Below are 13,562 nucleotides of genomic sequence, written 5' to 3'. Positions count from 1 at the left end.
GGTTTTAAGATTAAACGGTCATAGAAAACAACCTTGTTTCAGGTTTTTTTCGATGCAATTTTAGATCAAAGGCCATGCTGATGTTTCGAATGAAAGGTCTTCCCTTTTTGGTAACGAGAATATTATTGGCCTCAATGGTTACCAGGCCATCCGACTGAAGTTCCTCAAGATTTTTGACTATTCCATCAAAATCAATTTCCTCTTTCTCCTCCTGGGTCAACTTAGTTTGGAACTGACACATAAGGTTTAGAATGTGCTTTCTTATGATTTCATCTTCTTGGGTCAAAATATGTCCCCTAAAAATTGGTAATACCCCATGTTCGACCAAGTGCTCGTACTCCTCTGTACTTTTTACATTTTGAGCGAATCCGTACCAACTATCTCCTATGCTGGACACGCCCAATCCGATTATGAGTTTAGTCTTTGAGGGGGTATAGCCCATAAAATTTCTATGAAGTGTTCCGTTCAATAAGGCTTTATATAAATCATCGGTTGGAAGCGCAAAATGATCCATCCCCACATCTTTGTACCCTGAATCGGTCAGCATTTTTTTACCTTGCTCATATTGTGTTTTCTTTTCGGTAGAAGAAGGAAGGTTTTCTTCCTTAAAACCACGCTGTCCGTTTCCTTTTAACCAAGGTACATGCGCATAACTGTAAAATGCAATTCTATCGGGCTTAAGCGCGTTGGTTTTAGTAATGGTCTGTTTTACATCTTCCAAGGTTTGAAAAGGTAATCCGTAAATAATGTCATGCCCAACGGAAGTATATCCGATTTCCCTTGCCCAATCGGTAACCTTTTTGACATTCTCAAAAGGTTGAATCCGGTTTATGGCCTTTTGTACGGTTGGACTGTAATCTTGGACACCTAAGCAGACCCTTTTGAACCCTGCATCAAAAAGGGCCTGTAGGTGTTGCTTGGTTGTGTTATTCGGATGCCCTTCAAAACTGAACTGGGCATTTATATCTTTTTTGGCATGACGAAAGATTCCCTCGACAAGAAATTGGAGATTCTCAGGTGAAAAGAATGTAGGAGTGCCGCCTCCAAGATGTATCTCCTTTATCATCGGTTTGGCGCCAAGTAAGTCAACATACAACTTCCATTCTTTAAGAACGGTTTTTAAGTATGGCATTTCAAGCTCATGGCGTTTTGTGATACGCTTATGACAACCACAGAAAGTACACATGCTCTCACAAAAAGGAAGGTGGATGTATAAACTAATCCCTTCATTTGGGTCTTCTTGAAATGTTTTGAGGATACTCGATTTCCATAGTTTTCCCGAGAAATTCTCTAAATCCCAATATGGAACCGTGGGATAGCTGGTATATCTTGGACCCGGTACATTATATTTTTGAACAAGTTGGCACATAATTTTTTCTGTTACGGTTCAAAAGTAGTTTTGGGTGTAAACAAAAAACATGATAATTGTCAGTTTGCCATGAAGGGTTAACATTAATCTGTGGTTTGCAGGGAAAAATGGATGGAATGATAAATGTCATTTTTTTTCCATGATTCCATAGGTAATTTGGTATAAACATTAATGCAAATTGTCATGGTAGTAAACATTCAATATCAAAAAATGCAGACGAGCGAATCGTTGAGCAAACTCCTTTTGAAAAAGCTCGATAGGGTTGGGAAAAAGTATAGCTGGTTGATTAAAGCCAATGTGCTTTTTAAAATTGAAAATGATAGAACGGGAGAAGACAAGGTCTGTGAGATTGAATTGAGTGCTCCCGGTCCCAGAATATTTGCTAAAACTAAAACAAACGACTTTGAAAAGTCGATGGCAGAAACTGTTGATGAATTGAAACGTCAACTAGAGAAGAGGCAGAGCATGTTCATTGCTCATTGAATTAAAATCCAATCGGATGAAAGCGAAATTGATTGCTCTTTTTATCCTGATGTTATCCGGGTGTTCTTCCGCCAAGTTGGTAAGTACTTGGAAAAACCCGGATATCGTCCTATTCGATGCTTATAAAGTGCTAGTGGTGGGAATGGCCCAAGATGAAAATGTACGCATCGAGTTTGAGACACGGGTCAAGAATAGACTTAACCAAAAAGGAATTGATGCTATGCGCAGTATTGATTTGTTCGATGTAAAATTCACTTCTTCCAAAATGTCAGAGCAAGAGCTTTCTACGGTTGAGCAGCAATTATTGGACAAAGGGTTTGATGCGATTTTGTTCACAAAAGTGATTGGTACAGAAAATAAGAGAACTTTTCGCGAACGCCTACGGAACATAGGTGATATGTATACAAATTTCAGTAATGACTATTTGGATCATCAAAATATATATTACGATGCCGAATATGACAAGACCTTTAAAGTCTATCGTGCTGAAACTTCTTTGTATTGTATTTGTGTGGACAAAGAAAGGGAATTGATTTGGAGGGGAAATATAGACGTTCCTGAACCAGTGGATATGAATAAAACAATTGATTCTTACATCAAACTAATTGAAAATAAAATGCAAGAACAAGAAGTGCTCTTTTAGCATGGGGAAAATGGAAGATGTGCCGTTTTGGACATTATAAAAGGCCAATAAAATCCAGTAAAATACAAACTGGGATTGCGACCAAAATAAGAACTAGCACAAATACCATTAAGCGCAAAAAGCCAACAAGCATTTTATTGCCAAAGGAAATTTCATCAGTCATAATAGTGTGAATTTCCTTCAATGTACGGAATTATTCACTCATTGACCATAAACTCCTGACTGATATTCGATTAAATGGCAGTTTTAAGGTATGTTCTGTCCTGACTAGCTCCAAATCTAACTTTTTTTAATCAACTTTTTCTCTAATTCTTCTAATGAAATTCCCTTGGTCTCGGGCATTTTGATGATAGCCCATAAAAGCTGCAGTACCATCATACCGGCGAAAAAGTAGTAAATATACCATACAGAGTCTTTCATATAACCCTCTTGATTGTCAAGAAAAATTGGGGTGATCAAGGTAATCAATGCCGCAAATACCCAATGCGTACTGGTGCCCCATGATTGGCCATACGCGCGTACGCGATTTGGAAAAATCTCTGAAATGAAGACCCATATTACGGCACCTTGACCTATGGCATGTGATGCTACAAACAAGCATATAAAAAAGATGGTGAACGATGGTGCTAATTGTTGCTGGAAACAAATACCCACCATAATCAAGCTGAAAATATACCCTATAGATCCAATAATAATTAACTGACGCCGCCCTAACTTATCGAGTAGCCTAACACCGATAATTGTGAATATTAGATTGACAATACCAATAGCTATGGAGTTAAAAAGAGATTCTTTGCCGCCTAAACCTGCTTGTTCCAATATTTCAGGCGCGTAGTAGAGCACAAAATTAATACCTGACAATTGATTGAAAAAAGCAATCAAAAATCCTAACCATAAAATATTGGAGTATTTTTTTTGAAAAAGGCTTTCATTGGCTGTGGAATGCTCCAAATTTGTCTGGATTTCATGAATTTGCTTTTCTGTTTCTTCGGGGGAATAAATACTGTTAAATACACTTCGGGCAGCGTTGACATCCTTTTTTTGTGATATTAACCACCTTGGGCTGTTGGGTATTTTAAGTACCATAAGGATGTAAAGAAGAGCGGGTAGCCCTTCGATTCCTAGCATCCAACGCCAATCATTGGCCCCATCAAAGCCCTTAAGGGCCCAATTTGAGATAAAAGCCACCAAAATTCCTAACACAAGCCAAAATTGGTATAATCCGCCCAGCTTTCCTCGATTGTTGCTGGTAGTAATTTCAGAAATGTAAATAGGGGCTGCCACCGATGATATGCCGACACCAATTCCACCTACGAACCGAAAAAAGGAAAATAAATAGGGTTCAGGTGCAAAAGCGCATCCGAGAGCAGAAACAAAAAATAGCACTCCGACCCAAAACAAGGTTTTTTTTCTGCCCAAAATTTTTGTAGGGATTCCTCCAAGTAGTGCCCCAAGAACAGTTCCCCAGAGGGCCATACTCATAATGAATGTGCCATGGAATAACGGGCTGGTATTCCAAAGTTGTTTAATGGGTAGGTTGGCACCACTGATAACAACGGTGTCAAACCCAAATAAAAATCCAGCCAATGCGGCAGTAAGCGAAATTCTAAAAATTCTATTTTTCATAAAGGTCGGCTATATTTAAGTCGACAAAAGTTAGAGAAAAGTTTTGATATGTTCGAAAATCAAGGATGTGGCTCCTTTGTTTTCATTTACGTATGCGGAATTGATGGTTCCTGTAGTTTTCCTGAAATTATCATCGGAAACAAAACCATTCATTAAATTTTTGAATTCTAATTTATTGTGCACCACATGAATGCCATTCTGCTCAACTAAATCCTCGGCCTCTTTAAATCCATCATACTTTGGACCGATAATTACGGGAATGCCAAAAGTGGCCGGCTCCAAGGTATTGTGAAGTCCTGTGGCAAATCCGCCACCTACATGAGCCACATCGGCATAGCTATATATTTTGGTCAACAGGCCAATAGTGTCTACAATAAGTACTTCAAAATCAGGAAGTTTTGCCCCTTCAATATCAGAATAGCAAATACTTTTTTTAGTGATGCTGCTTTTCAACTCCTCTATGTGGCTTTGTTTAATGTTATGGGGCGCAATTACGTATTTTATGGAAGCTTCGGAAGTATTGCAATAATCAATCAGTATTTTTTCGTCTTCGGGCCATGAGCTTCCGATAACAAAACAAAAACTATTTCCCTTGAAACTGTCCATAAAGTCCAGCTGATTGTTATGCTCCATAATTTTAGAAACCCGGTCAAAACGAGTATCTCCGCTTACCATGGTGTTGGTGAATCCTATGGAATCAAGAAGACGTTTCGAGTTTTGATCCTGCACAAAAAAATGCTCAAAAACCTTGAGGCTTTTTCGCATAAAGCCCCCGTACCATTTAAAGAAAACCTGTCTTTTCGAGAATATGGCCGAAGCCAAAAGGGTAGGGATGTTCTTTTGCTTCAATTCATATAGATAGTTGGGCCAGATTTCATACTTGATAAAAATGGCAAGTTCTGGTTTTAACGTGTTGATGAACTTTTTTGCATTGGAAATAGTATCCATCGGAAGATATAGAACCAAATCTGCCTCGGCTTTATCCTTTTTGACCTCATATCCCGAAGGAGAAAAGAAAGTAAGTACAATTTTGTGGGCTGGGTAAGTCAATCTAATCTTTTCAAGAATCGGGAGACCTTGTTCGTACTCGCCCAATGATGCCACATGCATCCAAATAACCTGTTGATTGGCTAAGGGATTTGCTTTTAGAAGAGCCTCAGAATGCTTTCGACCCCTAACAAATAGATTGATTTTTGAGTTGAAGATGGCCACAATGTGTAATACCATCCAAGATAAGTGCAATAAAAAGTTATAAAGTATGCGCACCAGAATCATTTTCCGCTAAAATACATCCTTTCCACAATAGGCCATGGAAGCTTTATTTCTTAATTTTGTCCACTCATATATTTTTCGGATGAAGAAAATTCAAATGGTTGACCTAAAGGGTCAATATGAGGGCATAAAAGAGCAGGTAAATTCCTCCATTACCGAAGTCCTCGATTCCTCAGCTTTTATCAATGGTCCTCATGTTCATGCCTTTCAGAAAGAGTTAGAAGATTATTTAGAGGTAAAACATGTAATTCCATGCGCCAACGGTACCGATGCACTGCAAATTTGTATGATGGGTCTTGGACTTGAACCAGGTGATGAGGTCATAACTGCTGATTTTACCTTTGCCGCAACCGTTGAGGTGATTGCATTGTTGAACCTGACACCTGTTTTGGTCGACGTGGAGCCTGATTCTTTTAATATCGATCCAAAAGCCATTGAAAAAGCCATCACACCAAAAACCAAAGCAATCGTTCCAGTTCATTTATTTGGGCAGTGTGCTAATATGGATGCCATAATGGAACTGGCCGAAAAGCATAATCTTTATGTAATTGAGGATAACGCACAGGCAATAGGCGCTTCATATATATCTCAAGATGGAAAAAAACAAAAAGCAGGCGCTATAGGTCATGTAGCTTCAACTTCCTTCTTTCCTTCCAAAAATTTAGGTTGCTACGGCGATGGCGGAGCTATTTTTACCAACGATGATGATTTGGCCCATACCATTCGAGGGATGGTGAACCACGGAATGTACAAAAGATACCATCATGATGTTGTAGGAGTAAATTCCCGGTTGGATTCCATTCAAGCTGCAGTTTTAAGAGCGAAACTCCCCAATTTGGATGCTTATAACAAAAAAAGAAGAGAAGCAGCTGAAAAATATACCAAGGCGTTTGAAGGACAGTCCGATATCATAACGCCCAAAGTACTTCGTGAAGAGGCGGATGGTCATGTATTTCATCAGTATACACTTCGTATTTTGAACGAAAAAAGAGACAATTTGGTGCAACATTTGAACGATAATGGCGTTCCTTGTGGAGTGTATTATCCAATTCCGCTGCATTTGCAAAAAGCTTATGTAGATGAGCGATACAATGAAGCTGATTTTCCTGTGACCAATCAATTGGTCAAAGAAGTGATTTCACTTCCAATGCACACGGAGCTGGATGATGAGCAAATAGAATACATAACCAACTTGGTCATAGACTTTGTAAACAATTAACCATGAAGATACTTGTAACCGGTGGACTAGGATTTATAGGTTCGCATACCGTTGTCGAATTACAGAATGAAGGTTTTGAAGTAGTTATTATTGATAATCTCTCCAATTCTTCGGAAAATGTTTTAGATGGAATAGTGGCCATCACGGGGAAGAAACCCATTTTTGAAAAATTTGACCTTCGCGATAAAAACAAAGTGCAAGATTTCTTTAAAAGGCATGGGGATTTGGAAGGTGTTATTCATTTTGCCGCTTCCAAAGCGGTTGGTGAGAGCGTGGAGAATCCTTTGCTCTATTACGAAAATAACCTTGGAGTTTTAGTATATATGCTTCAAGAGCTAACAAAATTGGACAAGGGAAACTTTATTTTTAGTTCGTCTTGCACCGTTTATGGTCAGGCAGATACCCTTCCAATTACAGAAGACGCTCCCGTGAAACCAGCAGAATCGCCTTACGGGAACACCAAACAGGTTGGAGAGGAAATCATCAGTGATACTTGCCATGTGAATCCACAATTGGCGGCAATTTCATTGCGCTATTTCAATCCCATTGGTGCACACCCATCAGTTGAGATAGGAGAATTACCAATAGGAGTTCCGCAGAATTTAGTACCGTTCATCACACAAACAGGAGTTGGTTTAAGAGAACAGCTTTCTGTTTTTGGAGATGATTATCCTACCGAAGATGGAACATGTATTCGAGATTATATCCATGTAGTGGACTTAGCGAAAGCCCACGTGGTTGCATTGCAACGTCTTTTGGCTAAAAAGAACCAATCCAATTACGAAGTTTTCAATTTGGGAACCGGAAAAGGAAGTTCTGTTTTGGAAGTTATCCAAAGTTTTGAAAAAGTGTCCAACGAAAAATTGAACTACAAAATAGTAGATCGCAGAGCTGGGGATGTAATACAGGCATATGCCGATACGAAGAAAGCAAATAACGTTTTGGGTTGGAAGGCACACTCCACCTTGGACGATTCAATGAAGTCTGCATGGGACTGGGAACAGAAAATCCGAAATTAAATGATATTTAAGCCCGTCAACAAGACGGGCTTTTTCTTTATGGGTTTTTCATTTTATGGTTATCACGGAATGTATGCTTACATTTAAAAGCATAATAGGCTAACTCAAATAAAAATGAAAAACTCTCTTTTATTCGTAATATCGCTTTTTTGTGGCGTTGTTTCTGCTCAGGACACCTATCTTCAGTGTGGACAAATAGTTGATGTGGATTCAGGTAAGGTCTTATCTGAAAAAACCATTATTGTTTCGGGGAAAAACATTAAATCCATTGAAAACGGATTCCAATCCGGTGGCACCGATGACGTAGTTGTCGATTTGAAGGATAAAACAGTGCTCCCGGGATTTATTGATATGCACGTTCATATCGAAGGAGAATCAAGCCCTACTCGTTACTTAGATCGTTTTACTAAAAATGATGCTGATGTGGCATTTCAGTCTACAGTGTATGCAAAACGAACTTTATTGGCTGGGTTTACAACTGTGAGGGACTTAGGAGGCTCTGGGGTAAATATTGCACTGCGAAAAGCCATAGCAAAAGGCTTGGTAGTAGGGCCACGAATTTTTACTGCGGGTAAAGCCATTGGGACTACCGGAGGACATGCTGACCCAACCAATGGAATGAAAATTTCCTTAATGGGTGACCCTGGTCCAAAAGAGGGTGTAGTTAACTCGCCGGAAGATGCTCGAAAAGCCGTTAGACAACGTTATAAAGATGGAGCCGATGTTATTAAAATAACTGCTACTGGCGGGGTTTTGAGTGTTGCTAAAAGTGGACAGAATCCTCAATTTACTACTGAAGAAATAGAAGCTATCGTTGAAACAGCGAAGGATTATGGAATGCTAACTGCTGCTCATGCACATGGTGATGAAGGTATGCGAAGGGCTATCAAAGCTGGTATAAAAACAATAGAACATGGTACCTTAATGAAAGAACCTACTATGGATTTAATGGTAAAACACAATACTTATCTTGTGCCTACCATTTCTGCTGGGAAAGCTGCTGCACAAATGGCAGAAATTCCAGGTTTTTTACCTCCGATTGTGGCTAAAAAAGCTAAAGAAATTGGTCCGGTAAGTGAGAAGAACTTCAAAAAGGCCTATGAAAAGGGGGTGCCCATTGCTTTTGGTACTGATGCAGGTGTATCACCCCATGGTGACAATGGAAAAGAATTTACTTATATGCATGAAGCGGGCATGCCAGTGATTGATGCACTACGTTCCGCTACAATAACCAATGCAGAGCTCTTGGGCATGAAAAACGAGCTGGGGCAATTAAAAAAGGGTTTTGTTGCGGATATTGTTGCTGTTGATGAAAACCCATTGAAGAATGTTAAGACGCTGGAAAATGTGAATTTTGTGATGAAAGAAGGAAAAATTTATAAGTCGGAGTAAATCCTATTTGTAAAATTGGACGTAGATACCCTATGGAATCCAATTTCGATAGAAGCATTGAAGTGTTGCAATCAGCGCAAAAGGAACATCTTTATACAAACTTACTTCAGCAAATTCGGAAAGATTTTTCTTTAGCTAACATAGATGTGAAGCTGGAAGGTGATATGGAGCCTTTACAGTTGCATGATGTGCTTCGAGAGAAAATCTACTTTCTTTTATTGGAGAGATTTCAGCAATATTTGAACCTGCTCTATGTGGTTGATATCTCAGAAAAGGAGATAAAGAAAATGGGTCCGCTTGATGCCGCGGATGCATCCGCCCAAATATGCTTTTTGATATTAAAAAGGGAGTGGCAGAAGGTTTGGCTTAAACATAAATATAACTCCTAGGTAGATTTTGTCAAATATGGCCAAGTTTGTTGACCTAAGAATAGTATTTGTTGTATTTTTGGTTAAATTTTTGGATAGGTTTTAGCTAAAAACTGTCAATGGATAAATATTCATTTTTAAATGCTGCGCATACCTCGTTTTTTGCGGAGCTGTACGATAAATACTTAACGAGCCCCGATAGTCTTGAGCCCAGTTGGAGGGCTTTTTTTCAAGGATTCGATTTTGGCTTGGAAAGTTCCTTGGATGAACTCGATATAGCAGAAACCAACGGGACTCTGGCATTGTCCAATGGTCGACAAGTAGAAATTCCGCAATCGCTTCAGAAGGAATTTCAAGTTATAAAACTTATTGATGGCTATCGAACCCGTGGACATTTGTTCACCCAGACAAACCCGGTTCGTGAACGAAGAAAATATGACCCCACCTTGGATCTGTCCAATTTCGGACTTTCCGCTGAGGATTTGGATACCGTATTTGATGCTGGTAAAATCATAGGTAAGGGACCCAGCAAGCTAAAGGAAATAATTGCTCATCTGGAACGAATTTATTGTGATGCAATTGGGGTGGAGTATATGTACATTCGCACCCCTGAGCGAATCCAATGGATTCAGGTTTGGCTGAATGTTAATGATAATCACCCAAATTTTTCTCCTGAAGAAAAGAAAAATATCCTTAGAAAGCTGAATGAAGCGGTTTCTTTTGAAGGTTTTTTGCATACCAAATATGTGGGCCAAAAACGTTTTTCACTTGAAGGAGGGGAATCCTTGATTCCAGCTCTAGATGTCATTATTGAAAAGGCAGCGGGTGCAGGAGTGAAGCAATTTGTAATGGGAATGGCCCACCGTGGTCGCTTGAATGTGTTGACCAATATTTTTGGAAAATCTCCAAAAGACATTTTTAGTGAGTTTGATGGGAAGGATTATGAAGAAACCATCTTTGATGGGGATGTAAAATATCATTTGGGATGGACTTCCAGACGGGAAACCGATTCAGGGAAAGTGGTCAATATGAATATTGCTCCAAACCCTTCGCATTTAGAAACTGTGAATGGTATTGTTGAAGGAATTGCAAGAGCAAAACAAGATCGACACCACAAAGAAAATGTTTCAGAGGTGTTGCCCATCTTGGTGCACGGTGATGCAGCCTTTGCTGGTCAAGGTATAGTTTATGAAGTTATTCAAATGGCTCGCTTGGATGGGTATCATACAGGCGGAACCATTCATATAGTAGTGAATAATCAAATTGGATTTACAACAAATTACCTTGACGCAAGATCTTCAACCTATTGTACGGATGTGGGCAAAGTGACCCTATCTCCCGTACTTCACGTTAATGCTGATGATGCCGAAGCGGTGGTGCACGCGGCAACCTTTGCGTTAGAATATCGCATGCGATACAAAAGGGATGTCTTTTTAGATTTATTGGGATATCGAAAGTATGGTCACAATGAAGGAGATGAACCTAAATTCACCCAACCCTTATTATATAAATCCATTTCCAAACATAAGAATCCACGGGATATTTATGCGGAACGACTACTGGCAGAAGGAATCATTGATAAGGATTATGTAAAGAACCTCGAAGCTGAGTACAAGAAAAACCTTGAGGAAGATTTATTGGATTCCCGTAAGGTGGAAAAGACGGTGATCACACCGTTTATGCAAGATGAATGGGAAGGTTTTGGTCAAGTGACCGAAGATGCGATGCTGGGAGATATCAAAACCTCTTACCCGCAGAAAAAACTGGATGCCATTGCGAAAAGTATCACTGCCCTTCCCGAAGGAAAGAAATTCTTGCGCAAGCTGGAAAGATTAGTTGCTGCTCGTAATAAAATGTATTTTGAGGATAACCAGCTCGATTGGGCCATGGGAGAATTGTTGGCTTACGGTTCCTTGATTGAAGAAGGTTATGATGTACGTATGACAGGTCAGGATGTTGAGCGGGGAACGTTCTCACATCGACATGCAGTGATCAAGACCGAAATGCATGAGGAGGAAGTTACTTTACTTAATGAATTGGGATCCAATCAAAACGGCAAATTCCATATATACAATTCACTGTTATCAGAATATGCGGTAATGGGCTTTGATTATGGTTACGCCATGGCAAGTCCAAAAACCTTGACCATTTGGGAGGCACAATTCGGTGATTTTAGTAATGGGGCTCAAATTGTCATAGACCAATACCTTTCTTCGGCAGAAGATAAATGGAAATTGCAAAATGGACTGGTTCTCCTATTACCTCACGGATATGAAGGCCAAGGAGCCGAACACTCCTCAGCACGTATGGAACGTTACCTTCAGTTGTGTGCCAAGGACAATATGTATGTGGCCGATGTGACTACACCGGCAAATATGTTTCACTTGTTGCGAAGACAAATGAAAGCCGGATTTAGAAAGCCATTAGTGGTTTTCACTCCAAAAAGTTTATTGAGACATCCAAAGGTATTGTCAACAAAAGAAGAAATGGCCAAAGGAAGTTTTCAAATGGTCATTGATGATGCAAGGGCTTCAGCTTCCAAGGTGAAAACATTGGTTTTCTGTACCGGTAAGTTTTACTACGATTTATTGGACAAAAAGGAAGAATTAAAACGGGATGATGTAGCCTTGGTGCGATTGGAACAATTGTTCCCCTTGCCAACTAAGGAAATGAGAAGCATCCTCAAAAAGTATAAAAATGCCAATGATGTAGTCTGGGCTCAGGAAGAGCCTAGAAACATGGGAGCTTGGGGACATTTGTTGATGCATTTTGATGAAGCAAAACAATTTAGGGTGGCTTCCAGAAGATTTTATGGGGCACCGGCTGCAGGTAGTGCAGTTCGCTCTCAAAGAAGACACGCCCAAGTTATAGAATATGTCTTTGACAAGTCCAAGGACAACATGGTAAGAAGATAAATTACAAAAGCGTAAACTAGATACAATGGTTTTAGAAATGAAAGTTCCCTCACCAGGGGAATCGATAACCGAAGTAGAGATTGCAGAATGGTTGGTCCAAGATGGAGATTATGTGGAAAAGGACCAGGCAATTGCTGAGGTGGATTCAGATAAAGCGACATTGGAACTTCCAGCTGAAGAAAGTGGAATCATAACCCTGAAAGCTGAGGAGGGTGATGCAGTTGCAGTTGGTGAGGTAGTTTGTTTGATCGATACCAGTGCGGCCAAGCCCGAAGGAGATGCTGCGCCTAAAGAAAGTAAAGAGGAAGTCAAGGAGGAACCGGCTAAGGTTGAAGCTCCGAAACAGGTCGAAGCCAAAAAAGAAACCTATGCCTCTGGAACTCCGTCCCCGGCCGCCAAAAAGATTTTGGATGAGAAGGGCATCGATGCTACTTCCGTGTCTGGAACAGGAAGAGATGGACGTATTACCAAAGATGATGCGGTAAAAGCGGTTCCATCGATGGGAACTCCAACCGGCGGAAATAGGGGAGAGAGCCGTTCTAAATTGTCAATGCTGCGCAGAAAAGTGGCTGAGCGTTTGGTTGCTGCTAAAAATGAAACAGCTATGCTGACCACCTTCAACGAGGTGGATATGTCTCCGATTTTTGAGTTGCGCAAACAATACAAAGAAACTTTCAAAGAAAAGCATGGAGTTAGTTTGGGCTTTATGTCTTTCTTCACCAAGGCCGTTGTTCGTGCCTTGGAAATGTATCCTGCAGTAAACTCAATGATAGATGGTAAAGAAATGCTATCCTATGATTTCTGTGACATTAGTATAGCAGTATCTGGACCAAAGGGATTAATGGTTCCGGTAATTCGAAATGCGGAGAATCTGACCTTTAGAGGAGTTGAAGCTGAAGTGAAAAGATTAGCGATTCGAGCACGAGAAGGTGAAATCACAGTGGATGAAATGACGGGAGGTACTTTTACCATTACTAACGGAGGTGTATTCGGTTCCATGTTGTCCACTCCAATTATCAATCCGCCACAAAGTGCAATTTTAGGAATGCACAACATTGTGGAACGTCCTATTGCCAAAGATGGCCAAGTAGTCGTAGCGCCTATTATGTATGTAGCACTATCCTATGATCATAGAATTATTGATGGTAGAGAATCTGTGGGGTTCTTGGTGGCAGTAAAAGAAGCTTTGGAAAGTCCAGAAGAACTATTGATGGATGGCAATGTGAAAAAGGCTTTAGAGTTATAACGAATTGTCA

Annotated in this window: 11 protein-coding genes; 8 read left to right on the top strand and 3 right to left on the bottom strand. The window is 40.0% G+C overall.

Annotated features, from left to right (window positions below; translation table 11 throughout):
* Positions 1 to 10 precede the first annotated feature (10 nt).
* Positions 11 to 1,369, bottom strand: coding sequence for an oxygen-independent coproporphyrinogen III oxidase (gene hemN / locus E4661_RS11730; protein ID WP_136467571.1), 1,359 nt, complete (start codon positions 1,367 to 1,369; stop codon positions 11 to 13).
* Positions 1,370 to 1,552: 183 nt separating this feature from the next.
* Between hemN and E4661_RS11725 the strand changes: the two genes are divergently transcribed.
* Both E4661_RS11725 and E4661_RS11720 read left to right on the top strand, forming a co-directional pair.
* Positions 1,553 to 1,852: an HPF/RaiA family ribosome-associated protein gene (locus E4661_RS11725; protein ID WP_136467569.1), complete on the top strand. Its 300-nt coding sequence runs from the start codon at positions 1,553 to 1,555 to the stop codon at positions 1,850 to 1,852.
* 16 nt (positions 1,853 to 1,868) lie between these two features.
* Positions 1,869 to 2,495: a hypothetical protein gene (locus tag E4661_RS11720; protein ID WP_136467567.1), complete on the top strand. Its 627-nt coding sequence runs from the start codon at positions 1,869 to 1,871 to the stop codon at positions 2,493 to 2,495.
* Positions 2,496 to 2,774: 279 nt separating this feature from the next.
* Here the strand turns inward: E4661_RS11720 and E4661_RS11715 are convergent, their stop codons facing one another.
* Together E4661_RS11715 and E4661_RS11710 are read right to left on the bottom strand one after the other, a co-directional pair.
* A complete protein-coding gene (locus E4661_RS11715) occupies positions 2,775 to 4,121 on the bottom strand; it encodes a sugar porter family MFS transporter (protein ID WP_136467565.1) in 1,347 nt (448 codons plus the stop codon).
* A gap of 30 nt (positions 4,122 to 4,151) precedes the next feature.
* Positions 4,152 to 5,396: a 3-deoxy-D-manno-octulosonic acid transferase gene (locus E4661_RS11710; RefSeq protein WP_313779658.1), complete on the bottom strand. Its 1,245-nt coding sequence runs from the start codon at positions 5,394 to 5,396 to the stop codon at positions 4,152 to 4,154.
* A gap of 79 nt (positions 5,397 to 5,475) precedes the next feature.
* On the opposite strand from E4661_RS11710, the gene E4661_RS11705 reads away from it, so the two are divergent.
* The 6 genes from E4661_RS11705 to odhB all read left to right on the top strand — a co-directional run bounded on the left by E4661_RS11705 (position 5,476) and on the right by odhB (position 13,552).
* The gene (locus tag E4661_RS11705) at positions 5,476 to 6,612 is read left to right on the top strand and encodes a DegT/DnrJ/EryC1/StrS family aminotransferase (RefSeq protein WP_136467561.1); all 1,137 of its coding nucleotides are present in this window, start codon (positions 5,476 to 5,478) and stop codon (positions 6,610 to 6,612) included.
* A 2-nt stretch (positions 6,613 to 6,614) separates the two neighbouring features.
* Positions 6,615 to 7,631 carry a UDP-glucose 4-epimerase GalE gene (gene galE, locus E4661_RS11700; protein ID WP_136467559.1) on the top strand — a complete coding sequence of 339 codons (1,017 nt, stop codon included), beginning with the start codon at positions 6,615 to 6,617 and terminating at the stop codon, positions 7,629 to 7,631.
* Positions 7,632 to 7,745: 114 nt separating this feature from the next.
* A complete protein-coding gene (locus E4661_RS11695) occupies positions 7,746 to 9,023 on the top strand; it encodes a metal-dependent hydrolase family protein (RefSeq protein ID WP_136467557.1) in 1,278 nt (425 codons plus the stop codon).
* A 32-nt stretch (positions 9,024 to 9,055) separates the two neighbouring features.
* Positions 9,056 to 9,412 (top strand): hypothetical protein, encoded by a 357-nt coding sequence (locus E4661_RS11690; protein WP_136467555.1) that lies wholly within the window; start codon positions 9,056 to 9,058, stop codon positions 9,410 to 9,412.
* Between the two features lie 98 nt (positions 9,413 to 9,510).
* Positions 9,511 to 12,306, top strand: coding sequence for a 2-oxoglutarate dehydrogenase E1 component (locus tag E4661_RS11685; protein WP_136467553.1), 2,796 nt, complete (start codon positions 9,511 to 9,513; stop codon positions 12,304 to 12,306).
* 25 nt (positions 12,307 to 12,331) lie between these two features.
* Positions 12,332 to 13,552: a 2-oxoglutarate dehydrogenase complex dihydrolipoyllysine-residue succinyltransferase gene (odhB, locus tag E4661_RS11680; RefSeq protein WP_136467550.1), complete on the top strand. Its 1,221-nt coding sequence runs from the start codon at positions 12,332 to 12,334 to the stop codon at positions 13,550 to 13,552.
* Positions 13,553 to 13,562: the final 10 nt, after the last annotated feature.

The sequence above is a fragment of the Flagellimonas onchidii genome (genome assembly GCF_004804315.1).
In the GTDB taxonomy this organism is placed as follows: Bacteria; Bacteroidota; Bacteroidia; order Flavobacteriales; family Flavobacteriaceae; genus Flagellimonas; species Flagellimonas onchidii.
The sequence above is the reverse complement of the archived record's forward strand: the minus strand, read 5'-3'. Positions and strand labels throughout refer to the sequence as shown.